General features: G+C 70.1%; 15 protein-coding genes and 1 pseudogene. 3 read left to right on the top strand and 13 right to left on the bottom strand.

Going from position 1 to position 18,256, the window contains the following annotated elements:
* Nucleotides 1-51 precede the first annotated feature (51 nt).
* Entirely contained in the window at nucleotides 52-1,572 is a 1,521-nt protein-coding gene (locus DL991_RS33525) for an amino acid permease (protein ID WP_125788362.1), read from the bottom strand.
* Between the two features lie 306 nt (nucleotides 1,573-1,878).
* Entirely contained in the window at nucleotides 1,879-2,793 is a 915-nt protein-coding gene (locus DL991_RS33520) for a cation diffusion facilitator family transporter (protein ID WP_125788361.1), read from the bottom strand.
* Between the two features lie 143 nt (nucleotides 2,794-2,936).
* Here DL991_RS33520 and DL991_RS33515 point away from each other — a divergent pair, with 143 nt between their 5' ends.
* Nucleotides 2,937-5,945 carry a BTAD domain-containing putative transcriptional regulator gene (locus DL991_RS33515; RefSeq protein WP_125788522.1) on the top strand — a complete coding sequence of 1,003 codons (3,009 nt, stop codon included), beginning with the start codon at nucleotides 2,937-2,939 and terminating at the stop codon, nucleotides 5,943-5,945.
* Between the two features lie 90 nt (nucleotides 5,946-6,035).
* Here the strand turns inward: DL991_RS33515 and DL991_RS33510 are convergent, their stop codons facing one another.
* The 6 genes from DL991_RS33510 to DL991_RS33485 form a co-directional block, all read right to left on the bottom strand.
* A complete protein-coding gene (locus DL991_RS33510) occupies nucleotides 6,036-6,545 on the bottom strand; it encodes a hypothetical protein (RefSeq protein WP_125788360.1) in 510 nt (169 codons plus the stop codon).
* Nucleotides 6,546-6,757: 212 nt separating this feature from the next.
* Nucleotides 6,758-8,038, bottom strand: a complete 1,281-nt coding sequence (manA, locus tag DL991_RS33505) for a mannose-6-phosphate isomerase, class I (protein ID WP_125788521.1) — start codon at nucleotides 8,036-8,038, stop codon at nucleotides 6,758-6,760.
* Between the two features lie 66 nt (nucleotides 8,039-8,104).
* On the bottom strand, nucleotides 8,105-9,196 hold the full coding sequence (locus DL991_RS33500; RefSeq protein WP_125788359.1) for a hypothetical protein: 1,092 nt from the start codon (nucleotides 9,194-9,196) through the stop codon (nucleotides 8,105-8,107).
* A complete protein-coding gene (locus DL991_RS33495) occupies nucleotides 9,180-9,401 on the bottom strand; it encodes a Trm112 family protein (RefSeq protein WP_125673982.1) in 222 nt (73 codons plus the stop codon). Before DL991_RS33495 ends, DL991_RS33500 begins: the two co-directional genes overlap by 17 nt.
* A 52-nt stretch (nucleotides 9,402-9,453) precedes the next feature.
* A complete protein-coding gene (locus DL991_RS33490) occupies nucleotides 9,454-10,809 on the bottom strand; it encodes a phosphomannomutase/phosphoglucomutase (RefSeq protein ID WP_125788358.1) in 1,356 nt (451 codons plus the stop codon).
* A 72-nt stretch (nucleotides 10,810-10,881) separates the two neighbouring features.
* Nucleotides 10,882-11,235, bottom strand: a complete 354-nt coding sequence (locus DL991_RS33485; protein ID WP_073848429.1) for a DUF3499 domain-containing protein — start codon at nucleotides 11,233-11,235, stop codon at nucleotides 10,882-10,884.
* Nucleotides 11,236-11,351: 116 nt separating this feature from the next.
* Between DL991_RS33485 and DL991_RS33480 the strand changes: the two genes are divergently transcribed.
* A complete protein-coding gene (locus DL991_RS33480) occupies nucleotides 11,352-11,783 on the top strand; it encodes a metallopeptidase family protein (protein WP_007028954.1) in 432 nt (143 codons plus the stop codon).
* Between the two features lie 337 nt (nucleotides 11,784-12,120).
* Here the strand turns inward: DL991_RS33480 and DL991_RS33475 are convergent, their stop codons facing one another.
* On the bottom strand, nucleotides 12,121-15,393 hold the full coding sequence (locus DL991_RS33475) for a glycosyltransferase family 2 protein (protein ID WP_233599152.1): 3,273 nt from the start codon (nucleotides 15,391-15,393) through the stop codon (nucleotides 12,121-12,123).
* Nucleotides 15,394-15,526: 133 nt separating this feature from the next.
* Entirely contained in the window at nucleotides 15,527-15,910 is a 384-nt protein-coding gene (locus tag DL991_RS33470; protein WP_007028952.1) for a WhiB family transcriptional regulator, read from the bottom strand.
* Between the two features lie 171 nt (nucleotides 15,911-16,081).
* Between DL991_RS33470 and DL991_RS33465 the strand changes: the two genes are divergently transcribed.
* Nucleotides 16,082-16,843: a site-2 protease family protein gene (locus DL991_RS33465; RefSeq protein WP_125788519.1), complete on the top strand. Its 762-nt coding sequence runs from the start codon at nucleotides 16,082-16,084 to the stop codon at nucleotides 16,841-16,843.
* A 4-nt stretch (nucleotides 16,844-16,847) separates the two neighbouring features.
* On the opposite strand, the gene DL991_RS33460 is transcribed toward DL991_RS33465, so the two are convergent.
* The 3 genes and pseudogenes from DL991_RS33460 to DL991_RS43565 all read right to left on the bottom strand — a co-directional run.
* Complete coding sequence (locus DL991_RS33460) at nucleotides 16,848-17,639, bottom strand: hypothetical protein (RefSeq protein ID WP_125788357.1); 792 nt, start codon at nucleotides 17,637-17,639, stop codon at nucleotides 16,848-16,850.
* Entirely contained in the window at nucleotides 17,632-18,048 is a 417-nt protein-coding gene (locus DL991_RS33455; RefSeq protein ID WP_125788356.1) for a hypothetical protein, read from the bottom strand. The genes DL991_RS33460 and DL991_RS33455 overlap by 8 nt, the downstream gene beginning before the upstream one ends.
* Nucleotides 18,045-18,256, bottom strand: a pseudogene (locus tag DL991_RS43565) (N-acetyl-1-D-myo-inositol-2-amino-2-deoxy-alpha-D-glucopyranoside deacetylase); the annotation flags it as partial. The gene DL991_RS33455 and the pseudogene DL991_RS43565, both read right to left, overlap by 4 nt.

Raw genomic sequence — 18,256 nt, 5'->3', positions numbered from 1 at the left:
AAAACGGCCCACCATCCACAAAGGAATGGTGGGCCGCCGAAACGAGAAAGATCAGTCCGGAACGGACGTCGGGACCTCGTCCTTGTTCTGCTTGCCGAGCAGCGAGTTGCGACGGCTGTAGGCGAAGTAGATGACGACGCCCAGCGCCATCCAGGCCAGGAACCGCAGCCACGTGAGCACGGTCAGGTTCAGCATCAGCCAGAGACAGGCGACGATCGCCAGGATCGGGATCAGCGGGACCAACGGCACCCGGAAGGCGCGGGGCAGATCGGGCCGGGTCTTGCGCAGCACCAGCACGCCCGCGGAGACCAGAACGAAAGCGAACAGCGTCCCGACGTTGACCATTTCCTCGAGTTTGTCCGCCGGGAAGAAGGTCGCCGCGACCGCGACCAGCCCGCCGACGACGATCGTCGCCCGCTTCGGCGTGCCGTGTTCCCCGGTCTTCGCGAGGCCGCGCGGCATCAGGCCGTCACGCGACATCGCGAAGATGATCCGGATCTGGCCGAGCATCAGCACCATGACGACGGTCGTCAGCCCGGCGAGGGCGCCGACGGAGATGATGTTGGCCGCCCAGTCGACGCCGTTGACCGCGAACGCGGACGCGAGCGTCTTCTTGCTGCCGTCACCCGCCGAGGTGGAGAGCTCCTTGTAGTTCACCATGCCGACGACCACGAGCGACACGGCGACGTACAGCACCGTGACGATGGCGAGCGAGCCGAAAATGCCGCGGGGCACGGCCTTCTGCGGGTTGCGGGTCTCCTCGGCGGTGGTCGCGACGATGTCGAACCCGATGAACGCGAAGAACACCAGCGACGCCGCGGCCAGCAGGCCGAAGACGCCGAACGAACTGCTGCCGCCACCGGCGAACAGCGAGAACAGCGACTGGTCGACCCCGGTGGACGCCGACTCCGCGGCGGACTGAGCCTCCGGGATGAACGGGGTGTAGTTCGAACCCTTGATGTAGAAGATGCCGAGCACGATCACGAACAGCACCACCGCGACCTTGATCGCGGTGATCACCATGGAGAAGCGCGAAGACAGCTTCGTGCCGACGGCGAGCAGCGTGGCCAGTACGAGCACCACCAGCAGGGCACCCCAGTCGACCGGGATCGGGCCGAGCTCGAACGTCGTCTTCGTGCCCTTGCCGAAGATGTAGGAGAGCACGGTTTCGAGGTAGGCGGACCAGCCCTTCGACACCGCGGCCGCGCCGACGGCGAGTTCCAGGATGAGGTCCCAGCCGATGATCCACGCCATGAACTCGCCGAACGTGGCGTAGGAGAACGTGTACGCGCTCCCGGCCACCGGAACGGTCGACGCGAATTCCGCGTAACAGAGGGCGGCCAGCGCGCAGGCGATGGCCGCGAACACGAACGCGAGCGAGACCGACGGCCCCGCGAAGTCACCGGCCGTGCGCGCGGTGAGGGTGAAGATCCCGGCACCGATGACGACGGCGACGCCGAAGACGGTCAGATCCCACGCGCTCAGGTTCCGCCGGAGCTTCGTCCCCGGCTCGTCGGTGTCCGCGATGGACTGCTCGATGGTTTTCGTACGCCACAGACCGTTTCCGGGCACCCTTGACCTCCTACACCTGACTGCGGTTCAAGGGACCCTATCGCCCGGCCTCGACGGCAGCGCGGTGGGAGAGCAACGAAGTACCCGGAGGTCGCGGCGGTAATCGGCGGTGTACGGACAGTTGCCCCGGCCGCGTTCGCGGCGCCCGAAAAGTCCGTGAAGGCCTCCTTGAGGGACTCAGGATCCCTCAAGGAGGCCTTCACGGACACCTCTCACGCGACCCCCGCCCACCTGCAATGAAGGGGCCTTTCATAGCAAATTTTGCTATGAAAGGCCCCTTCATTGCACGTCTTGGGCCGGCCGGGCTCAGGCCAGCGCGCGGTCCAGGTCGGGCTCCAGGTAGATCAGCTTCGCCGTCGGCACCTTCGCGCGAACACGCGCTTCGGCGTCGTCGATGGCCTGCGCGATGTCGGCGGTGTCCAGCCCGGGCACCAGCGCGAGCTTCGCGGCCACCAGCATCTCGTCCGGGCCGATGTACAGCGTGCGGATGTGGATGACCCGCTCGACCTTGCCGGCGGCGAGTTCGTCGACGATCGCGTCGAGATCGGTCTCAGTGGCGCCTTCGCCGATCAGCAGGCTCTTCATCTCGATGATCAGGATGATCGCGATGATCCCGAGCAGCAGGCCGATCGTGACGGTGCCGATGCCGTCCCACACCGGTTCGCCGGTGATGACCGAGAGCCCGACGCCCGCGAGCGCGAACACCAGGCCGAGCAGCGCGCCCGCGTCCTCCAGCAGGACCACCGGCAGTTCGGGGGTCTTGGCCTGGCGGATGAACGCCCACCAGCCCGCGTCGCCCTTGATCTTCTTCGATTCCTGGATCGCCGTGTAGAAGGAGTAGCACTCCAGCCCGATCGCGACCACGAGGATGCCGACCGCCACCAGCGGCGAGGTCAGTGCCTCCGGCTCGCTGATCTTGTGGATGCCCTCGTACAGCGCGAACACCGAGCCGAGGCTGAAGAGCATCAGCGCGACGATGAACGAGTAGAAGTACCGGTCCCGCCCGAAGCCGAACGGGTGGGTGCGCGTCGCCTTGCGCTGCGAGGTCTTCTGTCCCAGCAGTAGGAGGCCCTGGTTCGAGGTGTCCGCGAGCGAGTGCACGGACTCGGCCAGCATCGACGACGACCCCGTGATGAGGAAGCCGGTGAATTTCGCGGCCGCGATTCCGGCGTTCGCCACGAGCGCGGCGATGATCGCCTTGGTTCCGCCACCTGCAGACACGTGCAACTCCCCGGATGGTGTCCCGATATGCCGGGTTCGAAGGCTAGCAGTGCAGATGAGCCCGTACGCGCCGGGCGGGACAGGTCACAGAATTGTCGGGCCCCCTCGCTAGTCTCGCCCCTCTCATGACCTGGGAGGTGCCCGTGCCGCGATTCGGCGTGCTCGGACCATTGATGATCGAGAGCCCATCCGGGCGGCGGACGACGCCGCGCGGCGATCATCAGCGTGCCCTGCTGGCCGTCCTTCTGCTGAACGCGAACTCGCCCGTCCCGGTCGACGCCCTGGTCGAGACGCTCTGGCCGGAGACTCCGCCGAAGTCGTACTCCTCGAATCTGCACACGTACGTCTCCCGTCTGCGGGCCCGCTTCGAGGGGCTGGAGATCGAGCGGGATCCACACGGCTACCGGCTGGTGGTCGAGCCCGGCGACCTCGATCTGCTGTCCTTCCGCGAAGCCGTCGCGGCCGGGAAGGCGGTGGCGCGGGCGGGCGATCCGGCGGCCGCCGCCGGGCACTATCGCCGGGCGCTGGCGGAATGGCGCGGGCCGGTCCTGTCCGGGCTGCACATCCCCCGGCTCGACGCGGACGTCGCCCGGCTCGAGTCGGAACGGCTCGCCGCCTTCGAAGACTGTGTCGACGCCGAACTGTCCGACGGCAGGCACGGCGAGCTCACCGGCGAACTCCAGGCGATGATCACCGAACATCCCCTGCGTGAGCGGCTTGCCGCGCAGCTGATGGTCGCGTTGCACCGCGCCGGGCGGCAGGCCGATTCGCTGGCCGTCCACCGCGATCTGCGTGCCACCCTCGTCGAGGAGCTGGGCGTGGAACCCGGCGCCGAGGTCCGCCGCGTGCACGCCGCCGTTTTGCGCGGTGAGGATCCGGTGCCCTCGGCGAAGCAGGCGCCGGTCTTCCCGATCTGCCAGCTGCCTCCGGACATCGCGGATCTGGCGGGCCGCGAGGACGAGATCGCGAAGCTTTCCGGGCTGCTCGGTGACGGCGCGGGGGTCCCCGTCGCGGTGATCACCGGCCAGCCCGGCGCGGGCAAGTCCACCCTCGCGGTCAGCACCGCGCACAGGCTCCGCCGGTCCTTCCCGGACGGGCAGCTGTTCGTCCCGCTGGCCGGCGCCTCCAGCCCTCGCGACCTCGCCACCGTCCTCGGCGACCTGTTGCGCGCGCTGGGCGTCACCGGCCCGGCCATCCCGGACGACGTCGACGCCAGGGCGGCGGTGTACCGCGGCCGCCTCGCCGATCGGCGGGTCCTCGTGGTGCTCGACGACGCCGCGAGTCCCGATCAGGTCCGCGCGCTGCTGCCGGGAACGCCGGGCAGCGCCGTCCTGATCACCAGCAGGCGGCGGCTTTCCGGGCTCGCCGGGGCGGATCGCCTCCACCTCGCACCGCTGTCCGGCGCCGAGGCGATGACCCTGCTGGCACGGCTCGCCGGGCCGGACCGGGTGGGCGCCGAAGCCGCGGACGCGGAGCGGATCGCCAAGGCCTGCGGCAATCTCCCGCTGGCGCTGCGGATCGCCGGCAGCAGGCTCGCCATGCGGCCGGGGCTGCCGCTCGGAAAGCTCGCCGGGAAGCTGGAAGACGAGGTCTCGCGCCTCGACGAACTCCAGGTCAGCGACCTCCAGGTGCGCGGCAGCATCGCGTTGAGCTATCAGGCGCTGAGCCCGGCGGCGCGGCGCGCGTTCCGGTCGATCGGCCGCTGCCGCACCCTCGACCTGCCCGCGTGGGCGGTGTCGACCCTGGTAGACGGTGCCGATAACGAAGGCTCGGACGAGGCCATCGACGAACTCGTCGAGGCCAGCCTGCTCGAAGCCACCGGTCTCGATCCGACGGGTGAGCAGCGGTTCCGCGTGCACGACCTGGTGCGGGTGTTCGCCACGGAACTCGGCAGGGAACTGGAGACCCGCGCCGAGCGGGTGGCCACCGTCGCGAAGGTGTCGGACGCGGCGTTGTGCCTCGCCGACACGGCGGCCCGCCGCCTGCCGAGGACGGTGCCGATGCCGTTGTCGGATCACGATGTCCCCGTGCAGCCCCTGGCGGGCGAGCTGGTCGAGCGGCTGCTGCGTGATCCCGGCACCTGGTTCTCGGTGGAGCGGGCCAACCTGGTCGCCGCCGTCTCGTCGCTGTGCGCCGTCGGCTGGCGGCGGAAAGCGTTGCGGATACTGGAAAGACTGAGCGCGTACCTGTACTTGCACAGCCATTACACCGATATGCGGACGGCGTACGAGACGTTGCGTGACGCCGCCCGCGAGGCGGATGACCGGCACATCGTGGTCATCGCCGAGGCGAATCTGGCGGTGTTGCTGCATGTTCGCGGCGAGTACGAACGCGCCGTCGAGGGCTATCGCGAATGTTCGAAGGAATTGGCGGAGCTGGGCGATCTGGCCACGCAGGCGTGGGTGGAGACCAATCTGGCGCACAGCCTGGTCGGGCTCGGCCGGGCCGGGGAATCGCTGCACGCCGCGACCCAGGCCCGAGAACTGTCCACTGTGGAGGATTCCGGAACCCACGCGAGGCGAGCGGAATCCGCCGCTCTGCACAGATTGGGCAAGATCTCCGAGGCGTTGGAGATCGATCGCCGGATCCTCGCCAAGGCGCGCGAAAGTGGCGACGAACGCCAGCTCGGTGTTGCCCTGCAAGGACTTTCGTGGTCGCTGATGCTCGACGGACGCCCGGAGGAGGCCTTGGCGACGATCGAGGAATCGGTCTGGGTCCTGCGGCGGACGACGGCGAAATCGGCGCTGGCGAAGTCGTTGCGCACCCAGGGCGCGATCCTCGCGGGCGCCGGACGGCGTGACGGCGCGGTGAAGGCCTACGAGAACGCGCGGCGGCTGGCCGGAGCGCTCGAAGAACGGCCGAGGGAGCTTTCCTGCACGCGGGCGATCGCCGCGAGCTGGATCGGCGACGGCCGGGCCGATCGCGCGATCCCCGTGCTGCGCCGCTGTCTCGACGAATTCCGTGCCATGGGCGGGAAACCCGCGACAGGCCTCACCCTGCACGTGCTGCGCAGGGCGTACGAGGCCGTCGGGGAAACAAAAGCGGCCGAGGCGGCGGGCGAAGAGGCGAAGCGATTGGAAGTCCCCCACGACGCCAACGCTTCGACCCTCGTCCGGTTGCTGTTGTCGCTCACCGAACCCGCCCCGGCCTGACCGAGCGGTGCCCGACCCCTCAGACGGGCACCACCCGGAAATCACCATCAGTCCGCGATCACCATCAGTCCGGATCACCCTCAGTCAAGATCACAGAGCGGCGAGCCTTGGTTCACGCCGTCCGGCGGAGAACCAGGCCAGCGCGATCACCAGCACCCCGTTGGCCGCGGCGTCCCACACCGGCGCCGAGGCGGGCCCGAGTCGCGCGACCGCGAACACGTTGATCAGCCCGGCGACGGTCAGCATCACGCGGACGGGCTGGGTGCCCGTCACCACCAGCGCGGCGGTGAGCAGGACCTGTGCGCCGAGCGAGACGAGCACGACCAGCGGGAGGTTCAGCCTGCTCTCCGCGCCGGCGGCGAGGCCGTGCAGGCCGGAGCCCGCGGCTTTGATCGACTCGATCGTGTCGCCGGCGAATCCTGCCAGCGCCTGCGCCGAACCGGCCAGGTCTTGGCCGCTCGGCAAGGGAAGCACCAGGTCGACGACCGGGACGAGCACGGTCACGACGGCGAGTCCGAGCGCGGCGAGCAGAGCGGTGGGGCGCGCGGAGACCTGCGCCCGGTAAGCGCGTCCGCTCGCCGCGTCGGGATGGGAAGTCACTACTGCTGCTCCTTGGCTATCGACATCCGGGACGAGCCGACGCCAAGCGCCGGGTCACCCCTTCGGGCGATAGTTGCGGAAGCCACCACACGGAACGCACACAGTTCGACCAAGCGACTCCGTCGACCAAGCGATTCCGCAATTCGGCACCTGGTTGCGGTCCTTGCGCGTGCAAGGACCGCAACCAGGTGCCGAATTGCGAGGGTGAGGGGCTAGCAGGTGCCGGCGGTGGCGCGGAACACCTGGGTGCGCTCAGCGGAAAGCGGCCGCACACGGACGGCGGGGTCGGCGGCCGGGAGCCAGACCGACTGGCCGCGGCGGAGCTCGACCTGTTCGCCGTCGTCGGCCGTGACCTGCAGGCCACCGGCGGTGCACAGCAGGATCTGCGGGCCGACGTCGTGGACGGCGACCTCGCCACCGTCCCCGGCCTCCCATTCGATCCGCGACAGCTCGAACTCCGGTGCGTCGGTGCGGTACACCGACAGGCGCCGGTCCGCGGGGTTCTTTCCCGCCGAGGGGTTCTTTCCCGCCGAGGGCCCATCGGCACTGCCGCGCTCGCCGCTCTGGACCGGCATCTCGCCGCACGCGAAGTCGACGACGCGCAGCAGTTCCGGCACGTCGACGTGCTTGGGGGTCAGTCCGCAACGCAGGATGTTGTCCGAGTTCGCCAGGATCTCGACGGCGGTGCCGTGCAGGTACAGGTGCAGGTTGCCGGCGGGCAGGTAGATCGCCTCGCCCGCGCTGAGGGTGAGCCGGTTGAGCAGCAGCGCCGCGAGCACCCCCGCGTCCCGCGGATGCGCTTCGCCGAGTTCGAGGATGGTCCGGCATTCGACGTCGAACTCGCCGCGTCCCTGGACGTGTTTCACACAGGAATCGAGGACCTCGGGCAGCAGTTCGTCGAGCGCGGCCTGCGGCAGCGTGATCCAGGTGGTGAACAGCGCGCGCAAACCGGCCGGATCCGGCTGGGCCTCCAGCAGCACCGCGTACTTCGCCAGCCCGGGTGTTTCGATCGCCTTCAGCAGCGACATCGTGCGTTCCGGGTCACGGAAGCCCGCCAGCGCGTGGAATTCGGTCAGCGCGCAGACGAGTTCCGGTTTCGCCGTGGGATCCGGGTAGTTGCGGTTCGAGGCGTCGCGCGGGATCCCCGCCGACTCCTCGCGCGCGTACCCCTCCGCCGCCTGCGCGGCGGACGGGTGTGCCTGCATCGAAAGCGGTTCTTCGGCGGCGAGGATCTTCAGCAGGAACGGCAGCCTGCCGCCCCAGCGTTCGGCGCAGGTCGTGCCGAGCTGACCGACCGGATCGGCTTCGACGAGTTCCAGCAGGCTCCGCTCGGTGCCGTCCGGGCCGATGACGTGGGACGGGTCACCGGGGTGGGCGCCCATCCACAGCTCCGCCTCCGGATGCGGCGCCGGCACCGGACGCCCCAGCAGCTCGGGGATCGTCGTTCTCGATCCCCACGCGTAGGGCCGCACGGCATTGCGCAGCAGCTCCACTGTCACCTCAACTCCTCGCCGGGCACGGGTGGTGCCGGCCCTCATTGCTTACGTCGCGCTCGGGACTCACGCCGTTGCGGGCGTGTACCTCCCGGCGCCGCCGATGCTGCCGACGGCCAGCCCCAGATAGACCGCGGCCAGCTCGAAACGCAGCGCGAGAACGGCCGCACGCACGATCTCGTCCGTTTCGATCTCTTCGGCCGGGGCGATCACATCCGCACCGGGCAGCAGGTCTTCCGCCTGATAACGGGCCGCTTCCGCGGCCGGTCCCGTCCGAACCGAGAGGAGCAACACCCTCGGCGCCGAACCGTTCCCCTCCTCCGGGTCCGCGAAGATATCGCGATCCCGGCCGCCGGACAACGCCGCCCGCCGCAAGGCGGGCCTGGCCAGCGCCTGGCGGTAGTCCTCCGCGTCACAGACGACGGCGGCGTGCGCGGCGAACGCGTGGGCCGCGTGTTCGCCGACGGCGACGGCGACCGGGTCCAGCCCCCACAGCAGCGGCTGCCGATCGGCCATCTTCAGCGCCATCGCCTTGGCCGGGTTCGCGAACGAATCCCTGGACAGGTAGTCCTTCTCGGCTTCCGCGTCGAGGTGGTCGGCGAGCTGCTCCAGGTCGGCCACGAGCAGGCCGAGCGCGTTCGCGGTCAGCAGGGCGGCCGCGAGACCGCGCGGGAAGGCCATCTCCGGCGGAACCGGGATCCTCGGCGCGAGCAGCAATCCCTTGCCCGCGACGGAGGCCGCGACCGGGCCTTCCGCGGGCGCGGACAGCACGACCGTCGCCCCGAACCGGGCGGCACGTTCCAGTGACGCGGCCAGCTCGCGGTCACCGGCGTCGTCGGTGTGCGCGAAGACGACGTCGAGCGCGCCGATCCAGCTCGGCACCACCTCGGCGACGACCACCGGTACCGGGCACGACGGGGTGAGGAGCGCGGCGATCATCCGGGTCAGCGTCCGGCTGACGCCCGGCCGGTCGATCAGCACGAGCGAGCGCGGGCGGCCGACGTCCAGCCGATCGCTCAGCTCGAGTTCGGCCGCGGCTTCGGCTGTCGCCCGCACCTGGGCGCCCGCCATCGCGGCGGCACGGAGAAGCCCCGCGGTGTCGGCCTCGGCCAGCCTCGCGGGATCGTCGAGCAGGGAATCGTCAGGGACCGTCGGCATGATCGCCATCCGGGGTCGTCGGCTCGGTGGCTTCGTCCAGCAACAGTACCGGGATTCCATCACGGACCGGATACACCCGACCGCACTCGGTGCAGGTCAGCGCGTCGGCCTCCGGGTCGGCCGTCGTCCCCGGCCGCAGCGGCGCGTGATCAGGGGACGGGCAGGCCAGGATCTCCAGCAACTGTGCGTCGAACGTGACGGCCATGGTTACTCCCTACCTGTGGGACGTCTCGATGGGTGTTTTCACGCCACCTTCGTTACCCACGGACGATCGTCAATACGTCTTCGGTCAGCGCCCGGACGGCCTCGGCGTCGGCGGCCTCGACGTTCAGGCGGAGCAGCGGCTCGGTGTTGGACGGGCGCAGGTTGAACCAGCCGCCGCCGGGAAGCTGCACGGTGAGCCCGTCCAGTTCGTCGATTTCGACGCCGTCGCGGGCGCCGAACGCGTCCTTGACCGCCATCATGCGCGCGACCTGGTCGTCGACGGTCGAGTTGATCTCGCCGGATGCCGCGTAGCGCGAGTACTCCGCGGTCAGCTCGGACAGCGGGCCCGTCTGCTCGCCGAGGGCGGCGAGGACGTGCAGCGCGGCCAGCATGCCGGTGTCGGCGCGCCAGAAGTCGCGGAAGTAGTAGTGGGCGGAGTGCTCGCCGCCGAAGATCGCGCCGGTCTTGGCCATCTCGGCCTTGATGAACGAGTGCCCGACCCGGGTGCGCACCGGCTTGCCGCCGTGCTCCGCGACGATCTCCGGGACACCCTTCGACGTAATCAGGTTGTGGATGATGGTGCCGCCCGGCTCCTTCTCCAGCTCACGGATCGCGACCAGCGCGGTGATGGCGCTCGGCGACACCGGCTCGCCGCGCTCGTCGACGACGAAGCAGCGGTCCGCGTCGCCGTCGAAGGCGAGACCCGCGTCGGCGCCTTCCTCGCGCACCTTCGCCTGGAGGTCGACGATGTTCTTCGGGTCGAGCGGGTTGGCCTCGTGGTTCGGGAAGTTGCCGTCGAGCTCGAAGTACATCGGCACGACCTCGATGGGCAAGCCCGCGAAGACCGTCGGGACGGTGTGACCGCCCATGCCGTTGCCTGCGTCGACGACGACCTTCAGCGGGCGGCTGCCCGACAGGTCGACGAGCTTGCGCAGGTACGCCGCGTAGTCCGCGAGGACGTCCTTCTCGGTCACCGAACCGCGCTGGCCCACGAAGGCGGGCACGCCCTGCTCGACGGTGTCGCGGAGCTCCGCGAGACCGGAGTCCTGCCCGACCGGGGCGGCGCCGGAGCGGCACAGCTTGATGCCGTTGTACTTCGCCGGGTTGTGGCTGGCGGTGAACATGGCGCCCGGCAGGTTGAGCGATCCGGACGCGAAGTAGAGCTGGTCGGTGCTGGCGAGGCCGATCGACACGACGTCGAGGCCCTGCGAGGTCACGCCGTCGGAGAAGGCGGCGGACAGCTCGGGCGAGGAGTCGCGCATGTCGTGACCGATGACGATCGCGTCCGACTCGGGTTTGATCAACAGGGCGAAGGCCGAACCGAGGTCGCGGACGAGTGCCGCGTCCAGCTGCTCACCGACCACGCCGCGAATGTCGTAGGCCTTCACGATGCCCGAAAGGTCTGGCACGCCTGCTCCCCGCCAATAGTCTCGTTACAACGCCCTCTGGCGCGCTCGAAAGCCTACCGGCGGTCCCCCGCGTCAGGCTCGGCCGGGCAGGACCCGCAGGTGGCCGCGCCTGCCCGAGGGTCCCTCGGGTTCGGGCTCGGGCGCGGGCTTGTCGGAACGGCCGGCTTCACGCACGGCCTCGGCCAGCGCGGTCAGCTCGTCCGCGGACGGGTCTGGAGCGGCGAAGGCCCCTTCGTGCCGGACGACTTCCCAGCCTTTGGGCACGGTCAGCCGGAGGGCGTGGGCTTCGCAGAGGTCATAGGAGTGCGGTTCGCTCGCGGTGGCCAGTGGCCCCACGACGGCTGTCGAATCGCTGTAGGCATACGTGAGCGTGGCGACAGCGGGTTCGAGACAACCCGTTCGCGAACACTTTCGTACGCTCCGCACGATCGAGAACGATAGCGCGTCGCGGGCCGGGCGTACCGGCGACACGCGCTTTGATTCGCCGAGCGCGTACCCTTCGGTTCGTGGCGACGGCTCGTGATTCCCGACAGCGACGGCGGATGCGCCGGGACCGGCACGGCCGGGGCCTGCGCGGAGCGCTGTATCCGTCGACCCTTCCCGCCGCCGCTAGCAGGGCGGAAAGGTTCGACGCGCTGGTTTTGGACGCGCTCGAACCGATCGAAGCGCGGTGGCGGCACGAGCTGACGAAGCTCGACGTCGCCGTCGACGATGTCCCCGAAGTTCGCTCGGATGGCGCACCGACCGGAGTGGACGGCGTGTTGCACGACGGCGCCGTCCCGCTGTCGCGGCTCGTGCCCGCCGGCGTCGACCGCGCCGGCCTCCCGACGCGCGCCCGCATCGTCCTCTACCGCCGCCCCCTCGAAGCGCGCGCGAAAGACCCGGGCGAACTCGCGGAACTCGTCCACGACGTCCTCGTCGAGCAGGTGGCGGGCTACCTGGGCGTCGAACCCGACGTCATCGAAGGCGAATAACCCTCCCCCTCCGCACCCCAGCCTCCACACCCCAGCCCCCGCCCTTCCCCGGGGGGCGTCCCCAGCCCAGCGTATCGCAGGGCAGCGACGGGACCTGCGGAAACGGGGCTGTAGCGCCGAGTTGTCCACAAGGGGAACGGGCTGTGGACAACTCCGGGTGAGTGGTCGGATGCTGAAAGCGGGGTGCCCCCGCACCCCCGCACCCAGCACCCCGCACCCGGCATCTGGGGGCTGGAGGGGGCTGGAGTAGGAGCTCGGCAGCGCGAGTGTCCTGAAGGGCACCTTTGAGACGCTCAACGTCTCAAAGGGCACCTTCAGGACAGCGAAGCCGAAAGCCTCAAGAAACCGTGGGTCGCCTCCGCGTAGGTACGGCGGTCAGCAGCGTGAACAGCACCGCCGCCACCTGCGCCAGCAGCAGCAGGTTCCGCGTGGTGCCCTGGTGCTCCACCACCACCTCCGAAGGCGTAGGCGGCACCGAGACCGCCACCTGGTGACCCCAAGCCCGCACGATCGGCACGGCTTTGCCGTCCACGCTCGCCTGCCAGCCGGCCTCGAACTCCGCGGCCAGCACGAGCAGCCGCCCGGTCGGCCCCTCCGAGACGCGCACCCGCACGTCCGGCAGTCCGGCCTGCACCGGAGCCACCCCGGGCGACGCGCCGGGCGCGCCCTTCCCGGTCACGGCGGCCTGCGCCAGTTCCGGGGAGATCAACGCCACCTGCCCGCCGGCCGGCAGCAGGCGAAGCACCGGACGCCCGTCCGAAGTCGGCGTCGCCGGGGCGACCAGGTCACGCGCGAGTCCGACGAAAGCACCGCCGTCGGCACCGCTCGGCAGAACGACATACGAGACCCCCGAGGCCAACGCCGCCGCGAACGCCTGTTTGACCGCGTCCGGCGAACCTTGGAGCAGATCCCGGCGCCACGACGCCAGTCGATCGGCGCTGCCGGGTGTCGGCGCGAGTTCGTCGTCGCCGTAGAACGGCAACCGTCCACCGGTCTGCCGCACCGGCTCGGCCGGGGAACCCACCACCAGCACCGAACGCCCGCTCGCGGCCAGCTCCGCGGAAATCTCCGGCGCGAGCGAAGGACGCTCACCCGAACGCAAGGGCCCTTCCCGTCCGGCGACGACCGCACCGGTCGCCAGCGCGAGCAGCGCCAGCACCCCGGCCACGGCCGTGACCTTCGCCAGCCACGGCGCCGGGTCGACACCGGACCCACCCCGCTGCCAGGTCGCCAGCACCGTCCACAGCAATCCCGCGCTGATCACCAGCAGCGGCACCCCGGCGTACCCGGTCGCGTGCGCGCCGCCCGACATCGGCGTCACCGCCACGAACCGCACCGCCACGAGGCCGAGCACCCCCAGCACGACGACCGCGACACCGCCGCCCGCGCCCTTCGACGGCCGGACGACCAAGGCGACGATCGCGGCCGCGACCAGCGCCACCCCGATCGGCCACGCGCCGGGACCGCCAGGGTCCAGTCCGGCGAGGTCGGCGCCGGACGCGGCCGTGGCAGCACCGCCGAGCCCGTGCAGCAGCAGTTCCGGATGCCGCAGCAGCACACTCGGCCACGGCAGCAGCAACGCCAGCGGCAGGAAGACCACGATGCCGACCGACGCGATCCGCCGCGCGAGCCCGGTCGGCGAAGGCAGCACCACGAACCCGATCACCAGCCCGACCACGGCCAGTGCGTGCGCCAGCGGCGAGAAGGCACCGATCAGCGCCAGCCCGATCGCGCTCAGCGCGGAAACGTGCAGCCATCGCGAATCCGCGCGGACCAGCAGCCCGACGATGCCCGCGATCACCAGTGGCAGCAGCAGATGCACGACGACGACGTCGAGCCGTCCCTGCGCGACCGAAGCCGTGGCCGCGGGAAGCACGCCGTACGCCGCCGCGACGACGGCCCGAACCCAGCGACGCACGCGAAGGTGCCGAGTGGCGGCGTACGCGCTCAAGGCGGCGAGCGGGATGTCGCCGATCAGCAGGATCGCGACCAGCGCCGCGGGTCCACCGATCGGCGTGAAGATCGCGCCGAGGGCGCCCAGCACCGGCAGCGTCGCGGGCGCGGGACTCGCCGTCCCACCGGCGACCGCGTGCCACGGCGCGAGATACGACGACCAGATCTCGCCGAGCCCGCCGACCGGCAGCAGCTTCCCCCCGAAGAGATCCAGCCCGAGCCGGGAACCGTTGAGCACCAACGCGAGCGCCGTCAGCGCCACGAGCACGATCACCGGCGGCGCGAACACGGTCGCGCCGAGCACGCGCTTCCGGTCGACCTCGACGAACACGAGTTCCTGTTCCGGCCGCCGTCCGCCGTCACGCGGCACCGGGGACGGTTTCGGACCCTCCGAAGTGGATTTCTCGGGAACCGCGACAGCGACGACCGCGCTGGGCCGCCGCAGACCCGTCCCCCGCGAGCCGACCCCGCGCATCGCGCCCGCGGGCAGCGCGCCGGGGCCGACGGGACGATCTTGCCCGGCCTTCACCGCCTCCGGCGGGATCCAGGCCCCTTCCTGATCCGCGCTTTCGGGCACCGTCCCGAGCGCGAAATCCCGTTCCACCCCGCGCCGGACGAGGCTGACGACACCGGCGCGGACGGCGTTGCGCAGCCGCGTCATCCGACCGGTGAACAGACCGCGGACGCTGCCGGTCTTCCGCCGTCCGGCGCGGGCCGCGCGCAGCCCGCCGCGACCGCGCAGCAGGTACCAGGTGGCCGCGAGTTCCGCCCCCGCCTCGCCGGTGCGCCGCAACAGCAGGAACGCCAGCGCCCGCAACACCGCGAAGACCGGAATTCGAAAAAGACCGAACCAAAAGGACACTGGGGAGCAATTGACGAGGAACACCCGGAGCCCGTGCGCGCGGTTCGCCGTCGCGAGAGGAAGGCCGAGGACGTCCGGTTCGCGCTGTCCGGTGCTGAGCGCGCGAGCGTGCCGGAGCCGGGCCGCCGGCACCGAAAGCACCCGGCCACCCGCGGCGTTGGCACGCCAGCCGAAGTCGAGATCCTCGCGCAGCAAGGGAAAACCGGGGTCGTAGCCGCCGAGGTCATGCCAGACTTCGCGCCGCACCAGCGATCCCGCGCTCGGCACGGCGAGCACCGCGGTGTCGGTCTCGTCGGGCGAGATCTGCTGCCGGTGGCCGATGGCGTCGGTCGACAGCCCCGCTTCGACGATGAGCCGCGGATCGCTCCAGTCCACCGCGAGCGGACCGAGCACCGTCGCCTCGGGCTCGTTTTCGGCCGCTGCCAACAGATTTTCGAGACAGTCGGATTCCGGCGCGCAGTCGTCGTGCAGCAGCCAGAGCCAGCCGCCGGGATCACCCCAGCGTTCGACGGCGTGCTCGACGGCCTCGCCGACGGCGGCGCCGAAGCCGACATCACTGGAAAGTGTGAGAATTCCGTCCAAGACCGGCGCTTCGCCGACCGACGCCGCGTCGGCGAGGATTCGCGCGGTCCGGTCAGTGGAACCGGTGTCGACCGCGAGGATGTGCCGCGGCCGGACGCCGCTGCGTCGCAGCGCGGAAAGCGCCAGTGGCAACCAGTTCTCGCCGTTGTGACAGACCACAATGGCCAGTACGGGGACCGTGCGCAGCGCAGGTGACGCGGCAGTGCGAGACAACGGGCACTCCAGATGTGGCGGCGAAGTCGAGTGCCGCCACCCTACGACGCGACCCTGTCACCCGTTGGTGGCCCCACTATGTGGAAGCGGGCAGAAGCGATCTCCGGCGCACGGGGGCCACCGGAGATCGCTGTCACACAGCTCGCTTTTTCAGTTTCCTACGCTCACGTTCGGAGAGCCCGCCCCAAATACCGAACCGCTCGTCATGCGCGAGGGCGTACTCGAGGCACTCGTCCTTGACCTCGCAACCGAGGCAGATCCGCTTGGCTTCACGGGTGGAGCCGCCCTTCTCCGGGAAGAACGCCTCCGGGTCCGTCTGCGCGCAGAGGGCCCGTTCCTGCCAGTCCTGCTCTTCCGCGGAGGCATCGTCGAAAAGCTCGGTGAGATCGCCCAGTTGCTGCTCCGGGACCTCACCCCAACCCACGACTTGCCCCCATTCCCTGCCATCTGCTTCCAACCGCACGTCCGCCTCCTCGCTGTCCACGCACTCCCCAGGCTGGCGGTGTTGAAACACCATCCGCCGCCCCCTTCCAGCGACGAATGACATCACTGTGATTACACCCGTGTAGTGCGGTCAGGTCAAGCGGAGTAGCGAGTTCGGGGGATACCCGCGCCTCATCGCGCAAGGGGACACGCCGAGAACTTCACATCGGGCATACGGAAGACTGGAGGGGTGCAGAGATCAGCAGTGCGGCCAAGCCCGATCTTCCTCGGCATCCTCGCGGTCACCGTCCTTGGCGGTGTACTGGCGGCGTTCGGTGACACGACCACTATTTCCAGCCAGAAGTACGACCCGCTCATCATCATCGGCGTCGTCCTGCTCGTCGCGGGCGGCTGGGTCGCGTCACTGACGCTCCACGAGTTCGGCCACGCGCTCGTGGCGTTCCGCGGTGGTGACAGCAGCGTCGCCCACAAGGGTTACCTGTCCATGGACGTCCGGAAATACACGGATCCGGCACTGTCCATCATCCTGCCGTTGGTATTCCTCTTCATCGGCGGCATCCCGCTGCCGGGTGGCGCGGTCTGGATCGAACACGGACGGCTGCGATCGCGCGGTGTCCAGTCGTGGGTTTCGCTCGCCGGGCCGCTGAGCAACCTCGCCGTCGGCGTGGTGCTGACGCTGCTCGTCGCGCTGGTGCCGATGACGTCCGGTCTCGTGATCGGGATCTCGTTCCTGGCGCTGCTTCAGATCGTCACGTTCATCTTGAACATCCTGCCGATCCCCGGTCTCGACGGCTGGGGCGCGATCGAGCCGTACCTTTCGCCCGGCGCGCGCGAGTTCGGCGCGAAGGCCCGGCCGTGGGCACCGCTCGTGCTGTTCGCCGTGCTGTTCCTCGTACCCGGAGCCAGCTCGTTGCTGTGGCAGGGGTCCTACGCGGTCTTCGACTCCGTCGGAGGGTTCACGCTCGCCGCCCAATATGGACAAGACGCGTTCATGTTCTGGAAGTGAGCGGTCACTTGCCTTCGGGGTGCTCGGTGAACCATTCGTGCGCCCGCTTCCAGACGCGTTTGAGGCCGGACCGCTCGCCGAGGTAGTCGCCCGCCATGCCGACCACCGGCAGCTTCCCGAGCGCACGGTGGAAAAGACGGCCGCGAGGCCGCTTCTCGAGTTCGTCGACGATGCCCAGGAGCCCCCGCCCGAGCCGCCACAGCGTGCCGGCGGCCGCCTTCAGGGTGACCTTGCCGTGCTTCTTCTTCGCGTCGTCGAGTTCTTCGGTGAGCTTCGCCGCTTCGTCGTCTTCGGCGGCCTTGTCGTGTTCGGCGTGTTTGCCCGCCGCGATCGCGGGATCGATGTCGCGTTCGAAGAGCACCCACGCGATCAGCCGGACCCGGGCGCCGACGTCGGTCACGCCGTACTCCCCCGCGATCGCGCACAGCAACATTCCCTGCGCCGCCGAGCCGAGCGCGTCCTGCACGGGCAGCCGGTCGGCGAGCGCGCCGCCGAGACCGGGGATCGCGGTGATCAGCGCGGTGAACCGGCCGACCCGGTTCACCCACCAGTCGGTCCGCTGGTAGTTCGACATCTCGGCCCAAGCCGCGGTGCCGGGCACCTTGACCGAGGTGATCCCGTTGAGCAGCTTGTCCTTCAGCCCCGGTTCGACGCCGTCCAGATCCTCGTGACGACGCCCCCTGGCCTGCAAACCGAACGGATCCGCGTCACGCAGCGCGTCGACCATCGGCCCGCAGGCGCGGACGAACGGCCGCAGCACCGCCACGACCTGGCGGTCCGAAATCGCTTCACCCACTGCTGACTCCCTTCGCGACCTTCGCCGCACTGCCCAGACCGCCACCCAGCGCCAGCGCTCCCGGCAACGCCCCGCCGCCGATCAGCAGCAGTGCGCGCCAGTCCTGTATCAGCACCAGATCACCACCGGGTCCGGTCACGCCCATTCCGAGTACGACTAGTACCCAGACGAGCAGCGGAATCACCGAAAAGGAGGGCCGCACCACTTTCGCGGTCGTCCGCACCAGCAACGGGGTGGTGATCACCGCGAGCACCACGGTCACCGGCATGGGCGCGTCACCGAGCTTCGGCAGCACGATCCCGTCGAGCCGGAGCGGCAGGAAGAACAGTTCGAGCAGCCCGAGCAAGAAGGCGTCGAAGGTCAGCAAGGCGAGCAGCAGGCGCTGCCGCGAAGTGAGCGGCGGGTTCACTTCGCGAGTCCCCCGAACAGATCGGCCGCGGCACCTTCGGCCGGTCCGTGTGCGAGCACGAAGTACTCGTTGGGGGTGATCGGCTGCGCGACGTCGTTGCTCAGCGCGAAGTGGTCGGCGAGGGCGGGCGGGGCGGGGCCGCCGCGCCGGGGGTCTGTCGCCCCCCACGGGGCGGCCCTTTCCCCGGGGTGCGGGGCCACCGCCTGGG

Origin of the sequence: Amycolatopsis sp. WAC 01375, assembly GCF_003947325.1 — a bacterium.
Taxonomy (GTDB): Bacteria; Actinomycetota; Actinomycetes; order Mycobacteriales; family Pseudonocardiaceae; genus Amycolatopsis.
The sequence above is the reverse complement of the archived record's forward strand: the minus strand, read 5'-3'. Positions and strand labels throughout refer to the sequence as shown.

Coding starts and splice junctions, on each gene's coding strand:
- DL991_RS33500 (WP_125788359.1), bottom strand. CDS start 9,196: ATGCCGACGGTCCCTGACGATTCCCTGCTCGACGATCCCGCGAGGCTG.
- DL991_RS33495 (WP_125673982.1), bottom strand. CDS start 9,401: ATGGCCGTCACGTTCGACGCACAGTTGCTGGAGATCCTGGCCTGCCCG.
- DL991_RS33480 (WP_007028954.1), top strand. CDS start 11,352: ATGCGCCGGGACCGGCACGGCCGGGGCCTGCGCGGAGCGCTGTATCCG.
- DL991_RS33470 (WP_007028952.1), bottom strand. CDS start 15,910: ATGGTGTTTCAACACCGCCAGCCTGGGGAGTGCGTGGACAGCGAGGAG.